The sequence below is a fragment of the Undibacterium pigrum genome, assembly GCF_003201815.1.
GTDB lineage: Bacteria > Pseudomonadota > Gammaproteobacteria > Burkholderiales > Burkholderiaceae_D > Undibacterium > Undibacterium pigrum.
Map to the genome: position 1 here is coordinate 90,249 of NZ_QJKB01000011.1, position 24,521 is coordinate 114,769.

Genomic DNA, 24,521 nt, shown 5'->3' on the forward strand with positions numbered 1-24,521 from the left:
TGAGGTCTTTTTCTGCTTCATTGCAACATCTCGTAAAATAAATATCAAAATATTATCCGGACAGTGCAAAATACAGAATTGCCTGGATACTCCCTTGGGTATCCCGCTGGCTTTGCCTTGAAATGCGAGGAGATGAGTGTTGAAGAAATGGATAATACGTCTGTTAATCCTGGTGCTGGCCTTGCTGGCTATTGTCTTTACCTATCTTTTGCTGGCGCCAGTACCTATCAACCCGGTTGCCTGGCAGGCCACTCCTTTCGCCGGTTATTCACCTCCACATGCACGCAATGAAAAACTGGCTGCGCTGAAAACCATAGAAATAGGCGAAGAAACCGGCCCCGAACATATCGCCATAGGTCCGGATGGGAAGCTGTATGCCGCCGTTACCTCAGGTGCAATTTTGCGCATGCAAGCCGACGGCAGCCAGCGTGAAGTCTGGGTAAATACCGGTGGCCGGGTACTGGGTTTCATGTTTGATGCTGCGGGCAATATGATTGCAGCCGATGCCTTTCGCGGCATACTTTCGATTGCACCAGACAAGCAAATCACTGTGCTGACCGACAAGATCGGTGATAGCCCGATTTTGTATGCAGACGCTGTGGTAGTCGCAAAAACCGGCAAGATTTATTTCACCGATGCATCGCAACGCTTTGGTGCGAAAGAATCTGGCGGTACCTTCCATGCCAGCGTACTCGACATTCTTGAACATTCTTCTACCGGACGGGTTCTTGAATATGACCCGGCCAGCAAGCAGACACGCCTGATCGCTGATGGTCTGTGTTTTGCCAATGGCCTGGTACTCAGTGCTGATGAACAAAGCCTCATCGTGGCTGAAACCGGTGAATACCGACTCTGGAAAATAGCGATCGCCGCGCAAGAACTGCACCTGAAAAACAAGCCGGATAAAAAACTGGCCAGCATTTTGCTGCGTGATTTGCCCGGTTATCCCGACAATCTCATGCGTGGCCTTGATGGCCGTATCTGGCTGGGTCTGGCCAAGCCACGTGGTTCAGCAATAGACAATATGGCGGAGAAACCCTGGCTGCGCAGCATTACCCTGCGTCTGCCGCGCGTATTGTGGCCAGTGCCACCTGCCTATGGTCATGTGCTGGCATTCAATGAGGCTGGCAAGATCCTGGCTGACTTGCAGGACCCTACCGGGCAATACCCTGAAACCACGGGCGTCACCGAGACGGAAGACCGCCTGTATATCCAGAGCCTGCATGCCCATGGCATAGGCTGGCTACCGAATCATCTGGTCAAAAAATGAAGAGCAAGCCGGCCATGCTCGAAGTCGATGTACTCGTCATCGGCGGTGGTATCAATGGTGCTGGCATCGCCCGTGATGCTGCCGGGCGCGGCCTGAGTGTGTTGCTGTGTGAAAAAGATGACCTGGCTTCGCATACCTCATCGGCCTCAACCAAACTCATCCATGGTGGTTTGCGCTATCTTGAATATTATGAATTTGGCCTGGTACGCAAAGCCTTGCAAGAGCGTGAAGTGCTCATGCGTTCGGCCCCGCATATCATCAGTCCCTTGCGTTTTGTCATGCCGCACGATAAAGGACAGCGTCCGGCATGGATGATCAGGGCAGGCTTATTCCTCTACGATCATCTGGCAAAACGCGAATTGCTGCCCGGTGCGGAAGTCGTCAATTTACAAAAACATATTGCAGGCCAACCCCTGCTGGCTGATTTTCGCCGCGGTTTTGCCTATTCGGATGGATGGGTAAACGATGCCCGCCTGGTTGTCCTGAATGCCATGCAGGCGGCAGAAAAAGGGGCCACCATCATGACCCGCACCCGTTGCGTATCGGCCAGGCGGCAAGACGATCACTGGCTGGCGCAATTGCAAAAAGCCGATGGCAGCATGATGGTGGTACAAAGCCGCAGCCTGGTGAATGCCAGCGGGCCCTGGGCCATCAACACCTTGCAGCAAGTTTTGCATCAGGGGGCAGCAAAACACTTGCGCCTCATCAAGGGTAGTCATATCGTTGTACAGCGATTGTTTCATCACCCTTATGCGTATATCTTCCAGCACCCGGATGGCCGCATCGTCTTTGCCATACCCTATGAACAAAACTTTACCCTGATAGGTACGACCGACCTGGATTACCAGGGTTCGCTCGATGAAGTAGCGATCAGTGAAGAAGAAGTGAGCTATCTCTGTGGCCTGGCCAGTCATTATTTTACCCAGTCCATCAGCCCTGCCGATGTACTCTGGTCTTATTCCGGCGTCCGCCCACTGGTAGAAGAGGCAGTCGAAGCGGGCAAGGAAAAAGCCGCCGCCCTGACCCGTGACTACAGTCTGGAACTTGATACTGCCGGTGCGCCTTTGCTGAATGTATTTGGTGGCAAGATCACCACCTACCGCAAACTGGCAGAAGAAGCTCTGTCCTTGCTGGCACCCTTGCTCAACAATGCCAATTCTGCCTGGACTGAGCATGCCTGCCTGCCCGGTGGCGATATCTATGGCGATGTACCGGAAAACCGCGCCGTTAGCGAATTCCCCTTGTTCATACAACAATGCCAGCAACAATATGCCTGGCTACCACCTCACCTGACAGAGCGCTATGCCCATGCTTATGGCAGCCGTATCCATGTTTTGCTGAAGGATAAATACTCTCTCGCTGACATGGGAGATTTGCTGTTGCCCGGTTTGTATGTTGCCGAGGCAGCTTATCTGGTGAAGCATGAATGGGCACGTGAAGTGAATGACATCCTCTGGCGTCGCAGCCGCCTGGGTTTGCATTTGCTGAGGGAAGACAGCAGCCGCTTGCAGGAATGGCTGGATGCCAATGCACAGCAGATGCAGCAGATGTAGCAGACGCAGCAGGCAATACCGGGTTTGCCATAGACGTAGCAAACTAATATCGTTCCTATTTTTTGCTGAAAATTCTGTTGCGGCCTGTCCCTGAGTTTCGCAGTTTATCCCCAGAAATTTGCGCACTGTCGCATGTCTGTAGCCTGGTTCATGTCGTTTGCTTATTCTGATCCCATCAAATCAAATACTGGGAGATGGCGATGAACAAGACTGCATACATGAACGCACTGCGTCTGGCACTGGAAGGCTTGCCAGCCAGCGTTATCGAAGAAACCATGTGGACGTATGAGCGCAAGTTTGTCGATGCTCTGGTTGCAGGCCAGTCAGAAGAAGAAATAGCTGCCAGCTTGCCCAAGCCTGAACTGGTGGCAGTACAAAAGAAAGCCAGCAGCAAATATCAGGCATTGAAAAGCGATTTCAGCCTTGGCAATATCGCTGGTTTGCTAGTCGCCCTGATAGGCTTGATGATCTTCAATGTATTCATGCTGATCCCGGCCATCACCTATTTCAGCCTCTTGTGCTCCGCCTATATACTGGCATTGGGCATGTACGTAGTGGGTATAGGCATGACTGCTGCCAGTATTTCCGGTGTCGAGCAATTCAGTTTTGAGCTGCCTGCCAGCAAACATCAAGTGCACCGCCATGAAGAGCGCAAACGCATGAAAAATCATAATGTCAGGGTAGATGTGACAGAAACTGGTATTTTGATCGATGGTGAAGATATGAAGGAAAGTGATGAAACTGCATCCACAATTGCGGCTTCCAGGTCAGTCTCAGCAAGCACAGCAACAACGCCAGTGACGCCAATATCGCCAGCTACTCCAGCTACCCCGGCTACCCCACCGTCACCACCAGTGATCCAGTCGGCTGAGCATCATTCAGAAAACCTGCGTATAGAAGTTGGTAATCATTTTTCAGGTAAAAAATTGTTCACGGGCCTTGGTTTACTGTTGAGCTCCATCATCTTGATGATGCTGAGCATGTTCATCACCAAATACACTTTTATAGGCTTTAAACATTATTTACGCTGGAACTTGTCTCAATTGCATCTTGGCCATGCAGTCTGACAAGCAAGATTTGCAGTATTCTTTTTTAGGTTTTTAGTATCAGGAGAACAAAATGAAAAACATTATACGTACAGGTATAGGCATGCTGGGTTTGGCCATCGTATTGACAGCATCCAGTGTGGTTTTTATCCGGGCGCATGCAGCCACGGTAAGCGTGGCCGGCTCGGCAGCAAGTGAGGTTCGTCCTGTTACGGCATCCATCGTCAATGTCATACTCAGCGGCCCTATAGATCTGACGCTGAAGCAGGCCAGCACACCAGAATTGCTGGTCAAGGGGGATGCCAAGCTGGTGTCTCGTGTGACCACCAGGCTGGAGGGCAATACCTTGTATGTAGGCACACGCGGGATCTATATATCAGTTGGAAAAACCGAGCAAACCAGGATAGAACTGAGTCTGCCTGGTCTGGAAAAACTGCAGACTTCCGGCAGTGGTGATGCCATCATCAAAGGCTTTAAAGGCAATAAACTCGAAGTAAGCCTGCAAGGCTCAGGCAATATCAACCTTGATGGCGAATATCAGCAAATATTTGCCAGTCTCAATGGCAGTGGTGACCTGAACCTGGGTGTGGGGAATGCAGACACGCTGGAGCTGACCTCGCATGGTTCTGGCGATAGCATACTGAAAGGCCAGGTTAAAAATCTGAATGTCAAAATATCAGGTTCTGGCGATTTGAAAGCAAGTGCATTGAAGAGCGCCGTAGTCAATCTGCAATCCACAGGCTCATCCAGCAGCAAAGTGTTTGCCAGCCAGGAAATCAAGCTGAAGGTGACAGGCAGTGGCGACGTCCATGTCACAGGTAATCCGGCAAAGCGCAATGTAGAACGCATGGGTTCAGCTGACGTACATTGGGATTGAGCTTGTTTTCACGCTATTTGCAGCAATTGAGCCAATTTGGTGCAGCTTGAACTGTTGTTAATTGGTTAGTGAAAGTCGATGTTGTTAAAAAGAATGAAATTTTCCACAGGAAATTTTTACTTGTGGAAAATTTTATTCTTTGTATCGTTGAATTTTCTGCTTAATGTTCGACGCTGTTTGCTTGGTATTGAAACTCTATTTACTTGATGCTTTTTTCTGCAATAATCATTGCGCAGTTGTAAGTATTTGTTTCAATCACGAATTAAAGTTTGTGCGAACTGAAGTTTGCGTAACTACAGATTTTTTACCAACCTGACCAGCCAAGAATCATGACTGCTACTAAAAGTAAGTGCTTGACCGCGTTGTTTGTTGTGTTCAGTTTCATCAGTGCTGCCGCTGCACAAGAAAATCCCATGCAGTTTCTTAGCCGCGCCAATGCCAAGGTGGCCAGGGCTGCTTCTGTGAAAAATCGCTGGGAAGGTCCCGCTGACGGACCGCAACTGCAAAAGAAAAAGAAAATTATTTTTATCGCTTCTGATCTGAGTGATGCGGGTGTCAATACGGTATTCAATAGCGTGCGTGAAGCCAGTACCTCTGCTGGCTGGGAAGTCTTGCCCATCAATTGTCGCGGTCGTTGCAACCAGGGGGCAGCCATTATCAGCCAGGCGCTGGACATGAAAGCCGATGGCATCGTTCTGGCTGGCGTTGATGTCAGCAGCCAGAGCAAAGGCCTGGCGGCGGCCACCAAGGCCAAGGTGCCAGTGGTTGGCTGGCATGCTTCCGTGAAGAGCGGCCCTACTGATGGCTTGTTCACGAATATTGCGACCAACCCCAAAGAGGTTGCGCAAGTGGCTGCCTTGTATGCAGTGGTAGAGTCAAACAACAAGGCGGGTATCGTTGTATTTACTGACTCCACCAATCCTTATCTGCTGGCAAAATCCAGTGCCATCGTAGAAACCATACGCCAGTGCGAAGGTTGTAAATTACTGAGCCTGGAAGACGTTCCGCTGATTGACGCCAATGTCAAAATGAAGGGTGTGGTAGAAAACCTGGTCAAGCGCCATGGTGCCAAATGGACACATGCGATAGGCGTCAATGACTTTTATTTCGATTTGCTGGAAGTGCCTGCCACAGCCGCACTGATAGCAAACAATAAACTGGTAGGCGTTTCTGCCGGTGATGGATCCCAGACTGCCTACAAGCGCATACGTGCCAACAGCCTGCAATCTGGCACTGTGCCTGAACCTCTGTCCATGCAAGCCTGGCAAATCGTCGATGAATTGAACCGCGCATTTTCAGGTGCAGAACATAGCGGCTTTGTGGGCACGCCACATTTGGTGACAGCGCAAAATATTGCTTATGATGGTGGGCAAAAGAATATGTTCGAGCCGGCGAATGATTTCCGCACGCATTATCAAAGATTCTGGTCAAAGTAAGCCTGATTAAGCTACTGCGCGGCGCGATTTTGAGTCTGCAAGTTGGTAAATTCGTCGTTGTACCGAAGTACGACTGCGCTTCCGAATTTTAACTTCGTCAAACTAGCGCCGCTCGCTACGCTTACTCAGGCTTCTTTGGCGACTGTTGAATGTTTAAAAGCCGGATTTTTTCGGCTTTTGTTTTTTGTAGTGCTTACACAAAATTGTCCCAGCAAGGCGTAGCGACGAAGACAGTACTTTAGTACGGCTAGGAGCTACAACGCAGCTGGGGCGGTTTTGTGTAAGCACTATCGTGCGCCCTGGGTTACGGCTGCAAGGATGTTTTCCGGGACGGACTTGTCGATGTACATGCGCTGGTCGGCGACTTGCATGAGTTTGTCGGCGCTGCGGCCATCGGTGGGGAAGAGGGCGCTGCCGAGGGCGGCTTCTACTTCTACGCTGTGGCCTTGTATGATGCAGGGGCCTTCGAGTATTTTTTTCAGGCGCATGAGGGTGCTGTCGAGTTGCGATTCCTGATTGACGCCAAAGGTCAGGGCGACAAATTCATCGCCGCCTATGCGGCCCACAAAGTCGGCATGGCGGCAAAAGCTTTTGAGGCGCTTTGCCACTTCCTTGAGCAACAAGTCTCCTGCCTGATGACCAAAGCGGTCATTGACTGACTTGAAATGATTCAGGTCTATCAGGATAAAGCCAAAGCCTTGCTGGTTGCGACTGCTCTGGGCGATGGCCTTGTCCAGCATTTCATCGACATGGCGGCGGTTGGGCAAGCCGGTCAGCACGTCTTCGCGTGCCATTTCCAGTATGCTCTTCTGGGCGCGCAGATTGCAGCAGACGCTGACGCCATAAGTCCAGCCCAGTAAGCACAGCACCACGATCAGATAGATGAAGTTCAGCAGGGGATGCCTGGCCAGTTCAGCATTGTTGTTTGAAATGAAAGCCAGATGCCAGCGCATGAGAAAACCCACCGCCATGATGATGAGGGAAAATGCGCCTATGGCTGCTCCCAGAAAATCCAGATCGCGGGTTTTCCAGATCAGGATCAAAGCGGTACTCAGCATCAGACTGGCAGCGATCACATCATGAAACAGATAACGGCGTATCATATCGTCCCGGTTGAGGAAGGCCAGCAAGACAAACATGGGGATAAGTACCAGACCCCAGCGCCAGCGCAGTTCAGATGGATAACCGCGAAAACGCAGGGTGCCTTCCAGCATCAGCAAGGTGGTGGTCAGGGTCAGGGAATTATTGAAAGCCACGATCAGGGACATGGGTATGTCGATGACAGGGATAAGGCGTATCAGCAAGAAAGCCGGTGCGACCATGGATGCAGCTGCTGCCCAGACGCCAGTGCCGGGAATGTCACGGTTGATGTGCCAGACAGCCAGCATGACCAGCATGGAAATCACGCTGATGCAAGCAACCACTAAGTCTAGCGTAGCACGATCCAGATTGACCATAGGGGGACCTGGTTGTAACTTCTGGTAAATTCAGGCGGATAAAAAAATCAGCTTTGCTTGCAGGTGCAGGGAAGCAGACCATGCAAAATCATATTATGACGCAAACTTATGCAAACAAAAGCGAGTAATTCTCATCATACACAAGCCAGCAGTGTGGCCATTATCGGTGGTGGACCCACCGGTCTGATGGTGGCCGAAACCCTGGCCTTACGAGGTATAAGTGTCGATTTGTATGATGCCATGCCCTCGGTAGGACGCAAGTTTTTGATGGCAGGCAAGGGGGGAATGAACCTGACACATTCTGAAAATTCTGTCTCTTTCATGACACGCTATGGCGAACGCGAAGCCGTGCTGGCCCCCATGATAGCGCAGTTTGATGCGACAGCCTTGCGCTCCTGGGTCAGCGGCCTGGGCATAGAAACCTATGTCGGCAGTTCTGGCCGGGTATTCCCGACCGACATGAAAGCTGCCCCCTTATTGCGTGCCTGGTTGCATCGATTGCGTCAGCAGGGTGTGCGCTTTCATATGCGGCATCGCTGGCTGGGCTGGGACGAGCAAGGCCAGCTACGCTTTGCCACACCGGATGGTGAAGTCAGCCTGTCTGCGCAGGCGCAGGTATTTGCTCTTGGGGGTGCCAGCTGGGCCAGACTGGGTTCTGATGGTGCCTGGGTCGGTTTGTTGCGCCAGCGTGGTCTAGAGGTGGCTGACCTGCTGCCAGCCAATTGCGGTTTTGATGTGGACTGGACTAGTTTTTTCAAAGACAAGTTTGCTGGACAGCCCTTGCTGACAGTGGCTGCCAGGGTAAGTGGCAGTGACCAGCCCATGCGCAAGGGGCAGTTTGTCATCACTGAAAGCGGCGTGGAAGGCAGCCTGATTTATGCACTTTCAGCGGCCTTGCGCAGGCAATTGCAAAGCCAGGGTAAAGCCGTGCTGGAGCTGGATTTATTACCCGACACACCACTGGAAAAAGTGCAGGCTGAACTGGAGCATCCGCGTGGATCACGTTCCTTGTCCAGTCATCTGAAAACGCGTCTGGGCCTGGATGCACTCAAGACCAGTTTGCTGCATGAATGCCTGGATAAAACAGACTTTGCACAAACCAGCGTACTGGCGCAGGCCATTAAAGCTTTGCCAGTAGAGCTCAATGCTACCCGTCCCATAGATGAAGCCATCAGCAGTGCCGGTGGCTTGCGTTTTGAAGCGCTGGATAAAAACCTCATGGCAGTGCAGCATCCCGGCCTGTTTTTTGCAGGCGAAATGCTGGATTGGGAGGCACCGACAGGTGGCTATTTATTGACAGCCTGTTTCGCGACTGCCAGGGTAGCTGCCACTGGTTTGGCAAACTGGCTGGAAACGCATATGGAAGGATGAAATAGTTTCTGCTGACAAGTACAGAAATCGGTACAATAATAGTTTCCGCGTTGCATCATTTTAATCCGTCCATGAATTTGCATTTCAGGTATTTGTCCGTATGAATGATTCTTCCAGTGCTACGCGCACCAATGTTACCTGGCGTGGTGCAATACAAGTGCTTCCAGGCCAGATCGTCCCGGCCAAAATAATCAACTTTACTTCTGCCAGCATACAAATGCAGTGCAGTGCCGTCCTCAAGGAAAAGCAGACTTACCAGATGATGATGGAAGTCCCCAAACCAGGCGATGCCTCACAACGCACCCAGGTAGTCTGCAAGGCAACCTGTATATATTCGATATTGAGCGGGAACGAGTACCGCACGGCCCTGAAATATTTTGAAGTGCCAGCGCAACATGCTGCCCTGCTCGCAGAATGGCATGGTTAGAACTTGTACAAAGCCAAGCTGGCTATGTAATGACACTCTAATGACACTCGTTCATGCATAAGCATATAGGCGGGTAAACAAGCGCGCTGAGCATACAGACTTTGCATGTGATATAAACAGGTTTTGCCTTATTTGCCAGCGCACCATGTCTAAAGATATTGCCTTACCCGAAACCGCCCAGCGCGTAGCCCAGTTGCTGCACAGCCTGGGACATGATCAAACTGTCGTCATGTTGCCAGAGACTGGCAAAACTTCTGCCGAGGCTGCTGCCGGTCTGGGTTGTCAGGTTGCAGAAATTGCCAAATCCATCGTTTTCCGTCGCCTCATCGATGATGCCGCCGTCATGGTGGTCGCCAGCGGTATCAATCGTGTTGATGAAAATAAAGTCGCAGCCCTGGTTGGTGCTCTTGGCAAGGCAGATGCCCGCTTTGTCAAAGAAAAAATCGGCTATGCCATAGGCGGTGTCTGCCCTATCGGCCATCTGGAAAAAACCGTCATGCTGATCGATGAAGACTTGCTGCAATACCCGCATGTCTGGGCTGCTGCCGGTCACCCTCACGCTGTCTTCAAGCTGACACCTGCACAATTGAAAACCATGACAGGTGCGCCTGTTGCTGATGTGGCATTGCGCGCATGAATATCCTGTATGAATTTGATCCCGCCCAGTTTGTCATGAAACCTGGTGCGACCGTGCCTTCGCCCTGCATCAATATTTGCCGCATGGATGACAAGACAGGTTTGTGCTCAGGCTGCTATCGCAATATCGATGAAATCATTTGCTGGAGCAAGGCAGACAATCACAAGAAGCTGGAAATCTGGGATCTGGTGCAACAAAGAATGCTGCCTTGAGTGCCTGAGGATGAAAGGATAATGAATGAAGCAACTGGACTGGTATTTCGATTTTATTTCTCCCTTCGCTTATTTGCAGAGTGAAATGCTGCATCAATTGCAAGGTGTGTCGCAGATCACTTACCGTCCGGTGTTATTCGCTGGCCTGCTTAATCACTGGGACAACAAGGGTCCGGCAGAAATCGCACCCAAGCGCCAGTGGACTTTCGAGCATTGTGCCTGGCTGGCGCACAAGCATGACATACCTTTGCGCATGTTGCCTGAGCATCCTTTCAATCCCCTGCCTTTATTGCGCCTGTGCCTGGCTCTGGGCAGCACAGAAGCCGTGGTGCACAGACTGTTTCGTTTCGTCTGGCGTGATGGACATATACCTGCACAGGCAGAACACTGGCAAGCCCTGCTGGACGAATTGCAGGTAACGCCTGCCATGCTGGATGATGCAACTGTTAAAGAAGCTTTGAAACGCAATGGTGAACTGGCCATCGCTGCCCGTGTGTTTGGTGTGCCAACAGCGGTAGTCGATGAGCGCTGCTTCTGGGGTCTGGATAGTACAGACATGCTGCAAGCTTATCTGCAAGGTGATACTTTCTTCACATCGGCAGAATTGGCTGCTGCACAAAGCATGCCCTACGGCCAGCAACGCAAAATAGCAGGTAAAGCATGATACAACTGCCCGCCAGCATGCAGGTTTTTGAGCGGGGCTGGTTGTCCTCAAATAACATTCTGTTCATTGATGATCAACAGACCGCCCTGGTCGATAGCGGCTATCTGAGTCATGCGCCGCAGACCATGGCACTAATGCAGCAAGCTTTGGGTGACCGCACACTGGATTTGCTGGTGAACACCCATCTGCATTCTGATCATTGCGGTGGCAATGCCAGCTTGCAGCGTCAGTTTGGTTGCCGTACCCTGATCCCCATTGCCGACACGCCTGCAGTAGCAGTCTGGGATGAAGAAGCCCTGACTTATGCCGCCACGGGTCAGCGTTGTGAACGTTTCAGTTTTGATGGCGCGATACAGCATGGCGATGAATTGCAATTAGGCGGCATGTCCTGGCAGGTATTGTCTGCGCCTGGCCATGATCCCCATTCCATGATCCTGTATTGCGCACAGGAAGGCATACTGATCTCTGCTGACGCCTTATGGGAAAATGGCTTTGGCATTATTTTCCCCGAGCTGGAAGGCGAATCCGGTTTTGCCGAACAGGCCGCCATTTTGCAAGTCATACGCGAGCTGCAGCCACGCATAGTCATTCCTGGTCATGGCGCGGCGTTCAGTAATGTAGACGCAGCCCTGGCGCGTGCAGAGTCCCGTCTGGCTTATCTGCAAACCGATCCGCGACGCAATGCCCGTAACGCCGTCAAAGTCATGCTGGCCTTCATCTTGCTGGAGTTGCGCCAGCTCAGCCTGGCACAGGCCCTGAGCCAGCTAGGCCAGACCCGCTGCTTTATTTCTGCTGCTGGTGTGCTTGGGCTGAGTGCGGAAGTCCTGATACCACAAATCGCTGCAGAGCTGGTGGCAGCCGGTGCCGCTACCCTGGATGCAGATGTGCTGACCAGTAGCCGTTAAGCGCAAGTCATGCCTGTACATGCAGCAGAAAAGAAACTCAGGGGCATACCGCGCCGCTTGCGCGCCCTGCATAAATGGTCAGACTCTTTCCAGGATAATTTTCCTGCAGCCAAAGAACTGGCAGAAAATCCACGCTACTGGAACTGGAAAATCCCCACTGATTGGGCCATGCTGGAAGGCAGGCAAAGCACGCAGTCAATGAAGCGTGAAATCGCCCTCCTGCTATGGCAGGCCTGCGAACACTTGATCAGAGCCAAACCAGCCTGGGCCAGTTCTTACAGGGTGACTTGCCTGATCTGCCTGCCACAGATGTTTGCCAGCGAAATTTGTATCTACCTGGATGAAGCTTACTTTCAGAGCAAAATTTCAGAGTCTGATGCATAAGCGCAAAACGCATCCACGATGCCAGCCTCAGCCAGGCATGGCAATTACCACTTTCCGAAAAAATGAAAGAAGTCGGCATGCAGTTCTGTCATACTGAAGATGACTTTGTTGATGTCAGCCAGCATTGGATGTTTGGCGAACTGAGTTGAAGACGACAGCTTGTCGATACGTTTTTTAATATCATTTGAAACAGGAATAAATTTTATGTTGCACCACATTTCTCTGGGCGTGCGCGATCTGGCATTGGCTGGCGCATTTTACGATGCTGCTCTTGGTGCATTGGGTTTTCGCCGCGTGTTTGAAGATGACACCGCCATAGGCTATGGCCTGTATGACGATCAAGATATCCTGTGCCTGAAATTAAGGCCGGATGCGACGCCACCAGGCCCCGGTTTTCACCTGGCTTTTCCTGCAGAGACACGCGCCGCAGTTGGGCAGTTTCATGCAGCAGCACTTGCAGTCGGTGGCAAAGACAATGGCGAACCGGGTTTGCGCCCTGACTATGGAACTTATTACTATGCTGCGTTTCTGGTTGACCCTGATGGTCACCACATAGAAGCAGTGACCAAGGTGACTTCATAAAATATGACGATAACTGTGCAGCTAAGGCCCGCCACGCAAGAGGATGCACTTTGTCTGAGTGTGCTGGCGACGCAGGTTTTTCTTGATACCTATGCGACTACAGGTATACGTCCAGCAATAGCAAAGGAAGTGCTGCATGCATTTTCAGTATCTGCCTTTGCCAGCTTGCTGGATCAGCACGGCACTTTCATCTATGTTGCCGAACGCGATGGGCATTTGCTGGGGTTTTCTCAATTCACCTTGGGAACCAGGCAGGAATCAGTCACTGCCACACACCCTGTCGAACTAGACCGACTGTATGTGCAGGAACCCTTTACTCGCATGGGCCTGGGCAGCCAGCTTTTACATGCGTCTGAAACCAGCGCAGTACAGCGTGGTGCTGAGGTGATGTGGCTGACACCCTGGGTGCATAATGCCAGGGCATTGAAATTTTATTCCATAAAGGGATATGCAGACGTTGGCAGCACGAGCTTTCTCATGGATGGCGAGGCACACGAAAATCGTGTGCTATGTAAGCAATTAAGCTGATGCATCAAGATATTTTCAGGATAAACCAGAAATTTCTTTGCGACCTTTCCCTGCAAATCCGTCTATACCTGTGTAACACCTAACACATGGTTTTTATAGACAGGAGTAAGAAATGAAACGCTTTCATGTACATATCGCAGTAGATCATCTGGACCACAGCATTGCTTTTTACACGCAACTGTTTGGACAGGTACCAGCAAAGCAGCAGGCAGATTATGCGAAATGGATGCTTGATGATCCACGCATCAACTTTGCTATTTCCACACGCGGCCATGTACCTGGCCTGAATCATTTTGGCATGCAGGCTGATACAGCTGAAGAGCTGGCGCAATTGAAGATTCTGGCTGATGCTGCTTCGGGCGCGCAGACCCTGGACCAGGAAGCAGCGACTTGTTGCTATGCAAATAGTAAAAAACACTGGATAGTTGACCCCCAGGGTTTGCCGTGGGAACATTTCCTCACTATGTCAGACGCTCATGTATTTGGTGAAGACACTGCAACGCAAGACGGCGCTTGCTGCATCCCCTTGCATAAGGGTAGCGATGAAAACGCTGTAGATACTGCTGTCTGTTGCGTCCCCAGGGCAGCAAATGTCGGTAAGGAATCATGCTGCAACTGACACAAAATAGCGAAGATTTGGCGAAAGCATTTGGTAACCTGCAAGCCAGCTTGCGCACCTACCTGCGCAGGCGCATTGCCGATGCCAGCCTGGCAGACGATATCTTGCAAGATATCTTTGTCAAAGCCTTGCTGAACAAACGCCAGATTGAAAACCTGACAGGCTGGTTGTATGCAGCTGCCCGCACCACGCTGGTCGATTATTACCGCAATCAGGGCGTGAGCATGGAAGAACTCGACGAGAATATGTCTGAACAGCAGGCCGAAGACCTGCAACTGCATGCCAGCTTGGCAAGCTGCTTGCAGGTCTTCATCCAGCAACTGCCGGATAAATATCGTGATACCCTGATGGCCACTGACTTACAGGGCCACAGCTTGCGTGATCTTGCCGATCAGACGGGGCTCAGCCTGTCTGCCATCAAAAGCCGGGCAGCGCGTGGCCGTAGCATGCTGAAGGACAAAGTGCTGGATTGCTGCCATGTAGAAATTCAAGATGGACTGGTAACGGATTATCATCGCCATGCCGCCAACAAGTGCGGCGGGAAGTGCGGCTAGCTTATTTCCGCGCCACGTTCAGTCAATAACTGCCGGAGTATGGAACGATGACAGTGGCTTTCATCTTCACAATAACAACCCACAGAAAAATTCGTTGTCTTTGACATTGCCGCCAGCAAGTCCAGTACCTTGCTGGCTGCTTTGCCTTTGGCCATCAAGTCTGCACTTGGTGACAAATTCGGGAGTCAGACGTCGTAGTAATTACGGCTGGCAAATTCAATTTTGGGGACGCCACGCGGGGGCCTCCTTACCGTGCCTATGCGCAAGCCTTCATCAACTGCGCGTTCTGTTCCCAACTGGACTATGTGTATGCTCATGTTATTCCCTTTAGCTGGTTTGTGAACTGTCAGGCAAGACCGCAAAATCTTCAGCATGGATAGTTTGCCGCATCGCTGCCAATAATTTGTCCGGTGGCGTAATCAGTTTGCGCGCATTCAAGTCCAGCCAGCCTGCCAGTGAAGTGACACGCGCTGCCAGTTTTCCCTTGCTAAAAAATTCATTGCGTATCTTGAACCGTCTGCCATCTTCTGACAAACCCGCCAGACTAAGGGTGACCGTGACTTCGTCCAGTAAATGAAATTCACGAAAGTATTCAATCTCATCTTTCATGACGACAGGGCCTATGCGCAAGCGCATGAATTCGGCCATGGGGAAACCGCAGTCAGCAAAATACATCATGCGTACATCGGCAGATTTATCGAGATAAGCTGTGTTGCGCATATGGGAATTGAAGTCCATATCGCCCCAGCCTGCTATCAAGGTTTTTTGGTACATGCGGTTTCTCCTTGCTTGAGTTTATGTTTATCTTGCCAGATTTTTCAAACCCAATACTTCTATCTTTTCTATGCTGGGTGGGCCGGTAAATAATTCTTCAGCCTTCGCCATCAATGCCTGAGCGATAGGTCCTTGCAAATGGGCCTGACGGCCTGCCTCATTTTCAAATGCATCAAATACTCCAAATACATTCTCAGACAATTGCAGGGCAAACCAGATGGGGGTGGTGCTTTCCTGATTGGCCAGGGCCAGGCCCATTTCCAGAAAGGCGGCAACATCGGCAGCTTTGCCGGGTTTGGCTTCAAAACGGGCGAACAGGGCGTGCTTGATCATGATTTATCTCCATGTGCGTGTATCTATGCGTGTTTCTATGCTTGCATCGCAGGATTGCGATGAAGAGAGACTTTACAGATCAACAGGCTTGCCTGATACTGGCGCGATTGACATCTTTGGTATGAATATTGCCATGAGCCAGCCATGAACATCAACATCCTCGCCCTTGATGGCGTTTTTGATACCGGCCTGTCCATCGTCCTTGATGCTTTGACGACGGCGAATGAATTGTCGGGTATGCAGGCCAATTCTGCGCCACCTTTTAAAATATCTTTGGTGGGCACTCGACGGCGAGTACAAACTGCACAAGGCATGAGTGTGACCGTGGCACGCGCAGATGAAGTGCCTGCACCTGATCTGGTCATCGTCCCTGCGCTGGGTTACAAAATGCCGGATACCCTCATGCAGGCGCTGGCTCGCCCTGATGTGAAAGACGCGAGTACTGCCTTGCGTGACTGGGCAGATGATGGTGTGCGCATCGCCGCGGCCTGTATAGGCACCTTCGTGCTGGCAGAAAGCGGTGTGCTCGACGAGCGGGATGCGACTACCACCTGGTGGCTCAATCCCCTGTTTCGCCAGCGTTATCCTTCAGTACGCCTCAACACCAGCCACATGATCGTACAATCCGGCCAGTTCCTGACTGCTGGCGCAGCCTTCAGCCATATGGACATGATGCTGTGGCTGATACGCCAGAGCAACCCTGAACTGGCAAATCTGGTCGCCAGTTACCTGGTGGTTGATAGCAGGCCTTCACAAACGGCCTACATCATTTCTGACCATCTGGCGCATGCTGATCCCATGGTGGAACGCTTCGACCGCTGGGCGCGCAGCCATCTTGACCAGGGCTTTAATCTGGACGATGCAGCAGATGCACTGGCGACCAGCAAGCGCACGCTGGCGCGGCGTATTCATGAGGTATTGGGCAAGACGCCGGTGTCTTATGTGCAGGATTTGCGCATAGAAAAAGCTGTGCATTTGTTGAAGACTTCCAACCATAGTGTGGAGCAGATTGCGGGGTTGGTGGGGTATGCGGATGGGGTGACTTTGCGGACTTTGTTGAGGCGGAGGTTGGGGAAGGGGGTACGGGAGATTAGGGTAGGGTGAGGACTTGCTGGCTTGTCGGCGACACGCAGCCGAGCTAACAGTTCTTTGATTTACGGACTATCCTCGCTACGTCATTCCAGCTTGCTTTTGGCTGGAATCCACCGGGCTGGCGCTCCAGCGGCGTTCGTAGTCTGCCGCGTCGTTTGTTACATGTCGTACTTTGACCAAATAAATTACCCTTCGTGGACACAAGCCGGGTCTCGGCCCGGCAGCCGAAATTCTTTCTTTGCGTCGCCAAAGAAAGAATTCAAAGAAAGGCGACCCAGGCGTAGCCGCCCCTAAAGGGGTTCCCGTTTGTGCAGTACAAAAAATGGGAAGATCCGAAACTCGCTTCCCTTGCAGGGCGCACAATCGCTTGCAAGCGATTGCCGTTACGCAGGCGTGGTGCATGCACCACGAAACCCCTGCTACACCTCAGACAGCGGCTCTTCTTAATCCATTTTCTGTACAGCACAAACGGCGGCTACACATGGGAACAGCAAAAGTCAAAAGCAACACCAACACCAACACCAACGTCAAAAGCAACACACGTGTCTGTTTGCGTAGGTTGGGCTACGCTTCATCAGCCCAACATTGAACCTGGAATTAACGTAAATACTTATTGTGCTTTGTTTCAATCATTTCAAAATTTTTTTGAAATGATTGACGTGGTTTGAGTGTATTTCAAACTACACCCCTACTTCAAACGATAATCCGCCTCAGAAAACGAACTAACAGGCGCCAGATCCGCATACTCGGTAGTCCTGCCTTGCTGCTTCGCCATGAAAGCCTCCATCAAATTACTGCTTTGCCAGATGCCGGATTGCAACCAGCCCATTTGTTGCAGGGCGTCGTGGGTGCTGTGGTCGCGGGCGTAGTGGATGGCTTGTTTGCTGCCCCAGATCGCGACCGGGGGTTTTTCGGCGATTTCTGTGGCCATTTGCAGTGCGGCTGCCAGCATGGCTTCCTGGGTATCGAATACCTCGTTGAGCAGGCCAACTGCCAGTGCGCGTTGTGCAGGCAGGCGGCGGCCGGTGTAGGCCATCTCGTGGACTATGCCTTCGGGGATGAGTTTGGGCAGGCGCTGCAAAGTGCCCAGGTCGGCGGTCATGCCTATGTTGATTTCCTGTATGCAGAAAAAAGCATCGCTGCTGGCCAGGCGTATGTCGCTGGCGCAGATCATATCGACGCCGCCACCTATGCAGCCGCCGTGGATGGCAGTGATGACAGGCATGCGCAGAGACTCGATAAGATTGAATGCGTGATGCATGTCTTTTAGCGCCAAGGCGATATTGGCGCGGCCAACGGCGCTGGCATCGTCCAGCGTGATGCCGCCACCGGCAAAGACATCAAGCGCCATGCCAGCGGTGAAATGTTTACCGGTAGAAGAGATGATGAGCACGCGGGCATTTGCCTGGTTTTGCAGGTTTTGCAAAATCTCTGTCAGCTCGCGGAAAAACACGGGCTGCATGGTGTTCAGCGTCGCAGGGCGGTTCAGGCGCAGGTGGGCGATTTTATTGCTGATGCTGAAGTCAAAGCATTGATAAGTCATGGTGTCTCCACAGGATTTTTATTTGCACGGTAAAATCATACTGGATATATGCAAGAAATCTGTTGTCTGTGCTTCAGCTTAGAGGATATCAACTATGACTCAAGATTCACCTGTACTGCATTCTGCATCACATTCTGCTTCACAAGCTATTTCCCGCCTGCCATCCGCTTTGCAACATCTTAGCCTGCCCGTCATAGGTTCACCCCTGTTCATTGCCAGTGGCCCCAAACTGGTGGCAGCGCAATGCAAGGCGGGCATAGTAGGCTCTTTCCCTGCCCTGAATGCCAGGCCTGCTGAATTGCTGGATGTCTGGCTGACAGAATTGCAGGCCGAGCTGGCAGCGCACCAGGAAGCCCATCCCGACGCTGTAATTGGCCCGATTGCCGTCAACCAGATCGTCCATCAATCGAATGACAGGCTGGCGCATGATGTCGAGGTCTGCGTCAAGCATCAGATACCCATCATTATTTCTTCGCTGCGTGCACCTCCGCCAGAAATGCTGGATGCGATACACAGTTATGGCGGCATCGTCATGCATGATGTGATTTCCATACGCCATGCACAAAAAGCACTGGAAGCCGGAGTCGATGGTTTGATACTGGTGGCAGCAGGTGCTGGCGGCCATGCAGGCGGTTTGTCACCATTTGCTCTGGTCGGTGAAGTAAGGCGTTTCTTTGATGGACCGATTGCCCTGTCAGGTTCCATTGCAACGGGTGACGCCGTACTGGCGGCACAGGCTATGGGAGCTGACTTTGCCTATATAGGCTCACGCTGGCTGGCTACCGTTGAATCGAATGTCGATGAAGCCTATCGCCAGGCCATCCTTGATTCTGCAGCGGCGGATATTGTCTACACCAATCTGTTCACAGGCGTGCATGGCAATTACCTCAAGAAATCCATCATCGCTGCCGGGCTGGACCCGGACAATCTGCCTGTGGCTGACAAGAGCGCGATGAATTTTGGCTCTGGTGGCGGCAGCAAGGCCAAGGCCTGGCGTGATATCTGGGGTGCTGGCCAGGGTGTGGGCCTGATGGATGATGTGCTGACCGTGGCAGAAGTGGTGGCGCGTCTTAAATCGGAATATGCTGCCGCTAAAGCACGCGTATTATCTTTATGATCAATTAATTGTCAGGACTATCATGAGTAAAGCTTATGTCGTTGCAGAAATCCAGGTCACCAATGCTGATGCTTATGCCGAATACCGGCCACTGGCGACAGCCAGCGTAGCCCAGTATGGCGGGCAATTCCTGGTACGCGGTGGTACACGCGTGCAAAAAGAGGGCAGGGATGATGCCCATAATGAAGGCTGGCGTTCAGTGCTGGTTGAATTTCCCAGCCTGCAGCAGGCGCAGCAATGGTATGACTCGGTCGAATATGCGAAGGCCATGGAAATCCGCCATGCCAATTCCATAGGCCGCTTGTTCATCGTTGAAGGCGTGTAAGCCCGGATAGCATCAAGCTGAGGGCGAAAAAACCACAAATTGCTTTCAGGATTCAAGTTTGCAAAGAGACTTGCCGTAACTAAGGTGTAACTAAGGTATCTCTCTGCAAACTGTATCCTAAATTCATTCCACTATGCGCCGCTCTCTCGCCTTGCTGCTACCCATGCTGTTGGCCCTGTCCGCTCAGGCGAACGACCCACCGCCGTCCAAACCCATCAAACCGGCATCCGCCAAGGAAGAAGCCTCCAGTTCTGCTTCAGCCTCAGCATCAGCCAAGGAAGAACGCAAGTCCTCTTCCAAGGAGAGCAAGGAAAACAAGGAGTCTGCCAAAGAAGCCGCTATCCGTGCCAAGGAGGCACTGGCGGCCGATGAGCTGGCAGCGCGCATCGCCGAGCGCCTCAGCGTCATTCGCAAGGACAAGGAGGACGCCGCAGCGCGCAGTGCGCCCAGGCCAGTAGTGAGGCCATCCTATGCCCCGCCCGTGCGCAGGCCAGAAGTAGCCAAACCCAAAAATGATCATGGCACCAATAGTGCTGCAGCTGCAGGCGGGCTGGCCGTCAGCCATGCCGACATCCACTGGAGCTATAAAGGCGAAGGCGGCCCTTTGAACTGGGGCAAACTCAATGTAGCCAATGCCAAATGCGATATAGGCGAAAGACAGTCCCCTATCGATATCCGTGATGGCATCAAGGTAGACCTTGACCCGATAGTTTTTGATTACAAGCCCAGCCGCTTCTCCGTCATCGACAATGGCCATACCATACAGGTGAATATGGGGGCGGGTAACTATATCAATGTGCTCGGTCACAATTATGAGCTGTTGCAATTCCATTTCCATAAACCATCTGAAGAACGGGTCAATGGCAAGAGCTTTGAAATGGTAGCCCATCTGGTCCACAAGGATGCGGATGGCAAACTGGCCGTGGTGGCCGTGTTGATAGAGCGCGGCAAGTCGCATAGCCTGGTGCAGCATGTCTGGAATAATCTGCCGCTGGAAAAGAATGATCCGGTACAGGCCCTGACCACTATGGACATAACCGACATACTGCCAGTCAAACGTGATTACTATACCTATATGGGTTCACTGACGACACCACCTTGCAGCGAAGGCGTGCTATGGCTGGTTATGAAGGAGCCGGTAGAAATTTCACCAGATCAGTTAGCGATATTCAGCCGCCTGTATCCCATGAATGCACGACCCATACAAAAAAATTCCGGACGTCTGATCAAGGAATCGAATTAAACGGCAATAGTAGGACTTACGCAAAATTGTCCCAGCAAGGCTATCGCTTCAGGAAACCACCCTTGCAAGGGTGGTTCGTTTCGTCGGCAGACAACATGTTGTCTGCAATCTCCGACTTCACCGCAGCGAGAAGACAGTACTTTAGTACCGAATCTTGTTAAATGCTGAGGCTGCAACGCAGCTGGGGCGATTTTTCGGAAGTCCTATCTTGAGGCCGGCCAGTCCGGCCTCAGTTCTTTACGCACCACCAGTTTCAAACCTGACCATATTTCGCTGACGGCGCAGACCTTGATGTCGACATAACCCATGGGCAGGGCAACTTCCCTGATCGTGTCTTCAGTGATATCGGTAGGTCGCTTCGAGGCTTTCTTGGGCCAGGATACCCAGATTGCCGCATCACTCCTCAAGCTGCTTTTATAAGCCAGCAATTCCTTGACGAGGATAGTTTTTTTGTCAGTGAACAGATGGACGATATCTGTTGCAGTGCTCAGTTTTTTTTCAAAGACGACATCTGCCGGCAAATCCTTGAGCAAATCCAGATAATTGTCCGGCGCTTTTCTGACACAGACATGGCTGCCAGTCTGTATGCCCAGTTTTTTGGGCAACGGCGTGCCTGAGTATCCGGTGGAAACAGAGTTCATCGTAAAAGAGAATTAAGAACAGCATCTGGCTGGCAGATGCTGCCGGGACCTCAATCAATCTGATTTATTTATAGATGCCGCATGCCACGATGACATCCCCATTTTTTTCAAAATAAGTGGATTTCAGTTCTATTACTTTGGTAGTCGGATTAGGCCATTTGTAGTCTATCCAGCCCTTACCCTTGCTCTTGGCGATGGCCAGCAATTCTTCAATAAAAGGCTTCTCGTCTACATCTTTCAGTGTGCTGAGATTTTTGCCTATCAATTTGGCATTGGCACCATGTGCCAATACTTTGCCATTCAAATCCAGCACAAAAATATACATGTCACGGTCTATGAAGCTGCCAGTGGCATTATTGAATTCACTATAGGCAGCTTCATTGCCCTTGGTTTTGATATAGGGGATGGCTTTTTTCACCATGGCTTCAGCTTCCTGAGTTGTACCATGATCTGCTGCCAATACGCTGTGACTGACAAAAACACTGAAGAACATCAGTGCCAGGAATTTAATGAAACTACGCATGATAAGTCTCCTTTATTGTTGTGGGATACCAAATTCCGGTAGTTCATCAAACTCCAGGAATCTGATATCCCTCAACATACAACTATCTGCGCTTCATTACTATCAAACTTGCATACAAGTAACAAAAATTAGCTTTGCTTATGCGGGCTTATGCGGGCTTATGCGTTCTTATAAGGCAGTTCACGCCAACGCTTGCCACTGACCCTGGCGATGGCATTCGCAAAAGCGGGTGCCAGCGCTGGCAAGCCGGGCTCACCCATGCCAGTAGGTGCATCTGCACTGGGGACGATGTGCACTGCTACTTGTGGCATATCGGTAATACGTGGCACGACAAAGTCACCGAAATTGCTTTGCTCAACCACACCATCCTTGAGTGTGATCGCTGCACCCGGCAGGCACATCGACAGACCCATCAATGCCGCCCCCTGTACCTGGGCCTCCACGCTTTTTGGGTTGACAGCCAGGTTGCAATGCACACCCGCAGTCACCTTATGCAGTTTGGGCTGGCCATTTTTCATGGATGCCTCAACCACGTAAGCAACGACAGACGAAAATGATTCATGCACAGCTACACCATAGGCACGTCCTGCTGGCAATTTCTTTTTGCCATAGCCAGATTTTTCCACTGCCAGTTGCAATGCCGCTTTATGCCGTGGATGTTTGTCACCCATGAGTTTCAGGCGGTAAGCCACCGGGTCTTGCTTGGTGGTCTGGGCAATTTCATCGATCAGGGTTTCCATGACAAAGGCGGTGTGGGTAGAACCCACGCTGCGCCACCACAAGACCGGCACATTGATCTTGGGATGATGGACAGACAGGCGCATAGGCATTTCATACGGTTCTTTCATGCCTTCAACTGCCGTGATATCCACACCATCTTTGACCATCATGGATTCAAACGGCGTGCCACCAACGATGGACTGGCCGACGATGACATGATCCCAGCCCAGGATATTGCCCTGGGCATCAAACCCTATCTCTGCCTTGTGCAAATGCATGGGGCGGTAGTAACCACCCTTGACATCATCCTCACGGCTCCACAGCGTGCGTACCGGTGCATCCAGCCCCGCTGTTTGTGCTGCCTTGGCAACATTGCAGGCTTCCACCACATAATCACTGGTAGCAATCGCGCGGCGACCGAAACCGCCACCTGCATACTGGGTATGCACGGCGATATTTTCCGGCTTCAGGCCCAGGGTCTTGGCAGCGGCGAAACCATCGAGTCCTGGCATTTGCGTGCCCATCCACAATTCTGCCTTGTCGCCTTTGATGGCAACCGTGCAATTCAGCGGTTCCATAGGGGTATGGGCAAGATAGGGGAAGACAAATTCGGCATTCAGCTTATGTGGTGCTGTCGCTATTTTCGAGACATCATCATTGAACTTCAACGCTCCCTGCTTCTTCGCCAGCTCTTTATAGCTGGCCAGCATTTTGGCGGAGTCCACTTTTTCTACGCCATCAGTATCCCATTCCAGCTTGAGGGCATCGCGGGCCTGTTTGGCTGGCCAGTAACCAGTCGCAATAATCGCCACGCCTTCGCCACCCCGGTCGGTAGGCACGCGCAGCACTGCCTTGACACCCTTGATGGCTTTTGCCGCCGTGTCATCAATAGTCTTGACCCTGGCACCAAATACCGGTGGCCGTGCGACTACCGCAGTCAGCATGCCGGGCAGGTGGGTATCAATACCAAAATCCTGGGTGCCTGTGGACTTGGCTTTGGCATCAAGGCGTCCTGTGGGTTTGCCTATCAGGCGGAAGTTTTTCGGGTCTTTCAGCGTGACTTTTTCTGGCACTGGCAATTTCATGGCAGCATCTGCCAAGTCGCCATAGCCCAGTTTCTTGCCACCGGGGCCGATGACATTGCCATTTTCAGTACGCAGGCTGGCAGGATCAACTTGCCACTGGTTGGCCGCAGCCTGTATCAGCATGGCACGGGTGCGAGCACCAAGTTCGCGGTATTGCGTATAGGAGTGGGCGATGGAGTTCGAGCCCCCCGTCAAATGCATGCCAAACGCCGGGTCGACATAGGCAGGGTGGTTATTGCCATTCGCGCTTTTGACCCTGGACCAGTCGGCATCGAGTTCTTCGGCCAGTATCAGGGGCAGGCTGGTTTGCACACCCTGGCCAAATTCCAGGCGGTTGAAGGTGACAGTGACTGTGCCATCCTTGGCTATCTGTACGAATGCGCCAGGTTGTTCAGTAGGCTTCAAACCAGCGGGTGCTTTGGCGGCAGCATCCTGCGCTGTTGCCAGCATGGGATAGCAACCCAGGGCAAAACCGCTGGCTGTGGCCATCTTCAAAAAGCTGCGGCGGCTCAGGCCAGCAGGTGCGGTTTCAGGTGTAGCAGATTGCAGTAGCGACAGCAGATGGCGTGGCATCTCATCAAGGCGGGCTTCAAAATGCATGGC

General features: G+C 51.8%; 27 protein-coding genes and 1 pseudogene. 20 read left to right on the top strand and 8 right to left on the bottom strand.

What is annotated here, in order from left to right; all coding sequences use genetic code 11:
* Positions 1–136: 136 nt before the first annotated feature.
* The 5 genes from DFR42_RS23890 to DFR42_RS23910 all read left to right on the top strand — a co-directional run bounded on the left by DFR42_RS23890 (position 137) and on the right by DFR42_RS23910 (position 6,182).
* Positions 137–1,270, top strand: a complete 1,134-nt coding sequence (locus DFR42_RS23890) for an SMP-30/gluconolactonase/LRE family protein (protein WP_110257563.1) — start codon at positions 137–139, stop codon at positions 1,268–1,270.
* Positions 1,267–2,823, top strand: coding sequence for a glycerol-3-phosphate dehydrogenase (glpD, locus tag DFR42_RS23895; RefSeq protein WP_110257564.1), 1,557 nt, complete (start codon positions 1,267–1,269; stop codon positions 2,821–2,823). The genes DFR42_RS23890 and glpD overlap by 4 nt, the downstream gene beginning before the upstream one ends.
* A gap of 200 nt (positions 2,824–3,023) precedes the next feature.
* Positions 3,024–3,890, top strand: a complete 867-nt coding sequence (locus tag DFR42_RS23900) for a DUF1700 domain-containing protein (protein WP_170133659.1) — start codon at positions 3,024–3,026, stop codon at positions 3,888–3,890.
* A 52-nt stretch (positions 3,891–3,942) separates the two neighbouring features.
* On the top strand, positions 3,943–4,746 hold the full coding sequence (locus DFR42_RS23905; protein WP_110257566.1) for a head GIN domain-containing protein: 804 nt from the start codon (positions 3,943–3,945) through the stop codon (positions 4,744–4,746).
* A 329-nt stretch (positions 4,747–5,075) separates the two neighbouring features.
* Positions 5,076–6,182 carry a substrate-binding domain-containing protein gene (locus tag DFR42_RS23910; protein WP_110257567.1) on the top strand — a complete coding sequence of 369 codons (1,107 nt, stop codon included), beginning with the start codon at positions 5,076–5,078 and terminating at the stop codon, positions 6,180–6,182.
* Between the two features lie 287 nt (positions 6,183–6,469).
* On the opposite strand, the gene DFR42_RS23915 is transcribed toward DFR42_RS23910, so the two are convergent.
* Complete coding sequence (locus DFR42_RS23915) at positions 6,470–7,639, bottom strand: GGDEF domain-containing protein (protein ID WP_110257568.1); 1,170 nt, start codon at positions 7,637–7,639, stop codon at positions 6,470–6,472.
* A 108-nt stretch (positions 7,640–7,747) separates the two neighbouring features.
* Between DFR42_RS23915 and DFR42_RS23920 the strand changes: the two genes are divergently transcribed.
* The 11 genes from DFR42_RS23920 to DFR42_RS23970 all read left to right on the top strand — a co-directional run bounded on the left by DFR42_RS23920 (position 7,748) and on the right by DFR42_RS23970 (position 14,522).
* Positions 7,748–9,010, top strand: coding sequence for a TIGR03862 family flavoprotein (locus tag DFR42_RS23920; protein ID WP_110257569.1), 1,263 nt, complete (start codon positions 7,748–7,750; stop codon positions 9,008–9,010).
* Between the two features lie 100 nt (positions 9,011–9,110).
* Positions 9,111–9,437 (top strand): hypothetical protein, encoded by a 327-nt coding sequence (locus DFR42_RS23925; protein ID WP_110257570.1) that lies wholly within the window; start codon positions 9,111–9,113, stop codon positions 9,435–9,437.
* Positions 9,438–9,582: 145 nt separating this feature from the next.
* Positions 9,583–10,074 (top strand): YbaK/EbsC family protein, encoded by a 492-nt coding sequence (locus tag DFR42_RS23930; RefSeq protein ID WP_110257571.1) that lies wholly within the window; start codon positions 9,583–9,585, stop codon positions 10,072–10,074.
* A complete protein-coding gene (locus tag DFR42_RS23935; protein WP_245937068.1) occupies positions 10,071–10,286 on the top strand; it encodes a DUF1289 domain-containing protein in 216 nt (71 codons plus the stop codon). The genes DFR42_RS23930 and DFR42_RS23935 overlap by 4 nt, the downstream gene beginning before the upstream one ends.
* 25 nt (positions 10,287–10,311) lie before the next feature.
* Entirely contained in the window at positions 10,312–10,950 is a 639-nt protein-coding gene (locus tag DFR42_RS23940) for a 2-hydroxychromene-2-carboxylate isomerase (RefSeq protein ID WP_110257572.1), read from the top strand.
* A complete protein-coding gene (locus tag DFR42_RS23945) occupies positions 10,947–11,855 on the top strand; it encodes an MBL fold metallo-hydrolase (protein WP_110257573.1) in 909 nt (302 codons plus the stop codon). The genes DFR42_RS23940 and DFR42_RS23945 overlap by 4 nt, the downstream gene beginning before the upstream one ends.
* A 9-nt stretch (positions 11,856–11,864) precedes the next feature.
* A complete protein-coding gene (locus DFR42_RS23950) occupies positions 11,865–12,239 on the top strand; it encodes a DUF3916 domain-containing protein (RefSeq protein ID WP_110257574.1) in 375 nt (124 codons plus the stop codon).
* Between the two features lie 204 nt (positions 12,240–12,443).
* On the top strand, positions 12,444–12,821 hold the full coding sequence (locus DFR42_RS23955; RefSeq protein ID WP_110257575.1) for a VOC family protein: 378 nt from the start codon (positions 12,444–12,446) through the stop codon (positions 12,819–12,821).
* Positions 12,822–12,824: 3 nt separating this feature from the next.
* Positions 12,825–13,349, top strand: coding sequence for a GNAT family N-acetyltransferase (locus tag DFR42_RS23960; RefSeq protein WP_110257576.1), 525 nt, complete (start codon positions 12,825–12,827; stop codon positions 13,347–13,349).
* Between the two features lie 112 nt (positions 13,350–13,461).
* A complete protein-coding gene (locus tag DFR42_RS23965) occupies positions 13,462–13,968 on the top strand; it encodes an ArsI/CadI family heavy metal resistance metalloenzyme (protein WP_110257577.1) in 507 nt (168 codons plus the stop codon).
* Positions 13,956–14,522 (top strand): sigma-70 family RNA polymerase sigma factor, encoded by a 567-nt coding sequence (locus DFR42_RS23970; RefSeq protein WP_110257578.1) that lies wholly within the window; start codon positions 13,956–13,958, stop codon positions 14,520–14,522. Before DFR42_RS23965 ends, DFR42_RS23970 begins: the two co-directional genes overlap by 13 nt.
* Here DFR42_RS23970 and DFR42_RS23975 read toward each other — a convergent pair.
* The 3 genes and pseudogenes from DFR42_RS23975 to DFR42_RS23985 form a co-directional block, all read right to left on the bottom strand.
* Positions 14,519–14,839, bottom strand: a pseudogene (locus tag DFR42_RS23975) (DUF488 domain-containing protein). The gene DFR42_RS23970 and the pseudogene DFR42_RS23975 overlap by 4 nt on opposite strands.
* 10 nt (positions 14,840–14,849) lie before the next feature.
* Positions 14,850–15,296, bottom strand: a complete 447-nt coding sequence (locus DFR42_RS23980) for a thioesterase family protein (RefSeq protein ID WP_110257579.1) — start codon at positions 15,294–15,296, stop codon at positions 14,850–14,852.
* A gap of 27 nt (positions 15,297–15,323) precedes the next feature.
* Entirely contained in the window at positions 15,324–15,629 is a 306-nt protein-coding gene (locus tag DFR42_RS23985) for a putative quinol monooxygenase (RefSeq protein WP_110257580.1), read from the bottom strand.
* Between the two features lie 144 nt (positions 15,630–15,773).
* Here DFR42_RS23985 and DFR42_RS23990 point away from each other — a divergent pair, with 144 nt between their 5' ends.
* Complete coding sequence (locus DFR42_RS23990; protein ID WP_110257581.1) at positions 15,774–16,733, top strand: GlxA family transcriptional regulator; 960 nt, start codon at positions 15,774–15,776, stop codon at positions 16,731–16,733.
* A 676-nt stretch (positions 16,734–17,409) separates the two neighbouring features.
* Here DFR42_RS23990 and DFR42_RS23995 read toward each other — a convergent pair.
* On the bottom strand, positions 17,410–18,264 hold the full coding sequence (locus tag DFR42_RS23995; protein ID WP_110257582.1) for an enoyl-CoA hydratase-related protein: 855 nt from the start codon (positions 18,262–18,264) through the stop codon (positions 17,410–17,412).
* A gap of 94 nt (positions 18,265–18,358) precedes the next feature.
* Here DFR42_RS23995 and DFR42_RS24000 point away from each other — a divergent pair, with 94 nt between their 5' ends.
* The 3 genes from DFR42_RS24000 to DFR42_RS24010 all read left to right on the top strand — a co-directional run bounded on the left by DFR42_RS24000 (position 18,359) and on the right by DFR42_RS24010 (position 20,949).
* Entirely contained in the window at positions 18,359–19,381 is a 1,023-nt protein-coding gene (locus DFR42_RS24000; protein ID WP_110257583.1) for an NAD(P)H-dependent flavin oxidoreductase, read from the top strand.
* Between the two features lie 22 nt (positions 19,382–19,403).
* The gene (locus tag DFR42_RS24005; protein WP_170133660.1) at positions 19,404–19,706 is read left to right on the top strand and encodes a DUF1330 domain-containing protein; all 303 of its coding nucleotides are present in this window, start codon (positions 19,404–19,406) and stop codon (positions 19,704–19,706) included.
* A gap of 133 nt (positions 19,707–19,839) precedes the next feature.
* Positions 19,840–20,949: a carbonic anhydrase gene (locus tag DFR42_RS24010; protein ID WP_110257585.1), complete on the top strand. Its 1,110-nt coding sequence runs from the start codon at positions 19,840–19,842 to the stop codon at positions 20,947–20,949.
* A 203-nt stretch (positions 20,950–21,152) separates the two neighbouring features.
* Here DFR42_RS24010 and DFR42_RS24015 read toward each other — a convergent pair whose 3' ends face one another.
* The 3 genes from DFR42_RS24015 to DFR42_RS24025 all read right to left on the bottom strand — a co-directional run bounded on the left by DFR42_RS24015 (position 21,153) and on the right by DFR42_RS24025 (position 24,518).
* Positions 21,153–21,590, bottom strand: a complete 438-nt coding sequence (locus DFR42_RS24015; protein WP_110257586.1) for a DUF3052 family protein — start codon at positions 21,588–21,590, stop codon at positions 21,153–21,155.
* A 64-nt stretch (positions 21,591–21,654) separates the two neighbouring features.
* Positions 21,655–22,113: a cache domain-containing protein gene (locus tag DFR42_RS24020; protein WP_110257587.1), complete on the bottom strand. Its 459-nt coding sequence runs from the start codon at positions 22,111–22,113 to the stop codon at positions 21,655–21,657.
* Positions 22,114–22,271: 158 nt separating this feature from the next.
* Positions 22,272–24,518, bottom strand: coding sequence for a xanthine dehydrogenase family protein molybdopterin-binding subunit (locus DFR42_RS24025; RefSeq protein ID WP_110257588.1), 2,247 nt, complete (start codon positions 24,516–24,518; stop codon positions 22,272–22,274).
* Positions 24,519–24,521 lie beyond the last annotated feature (3 nt).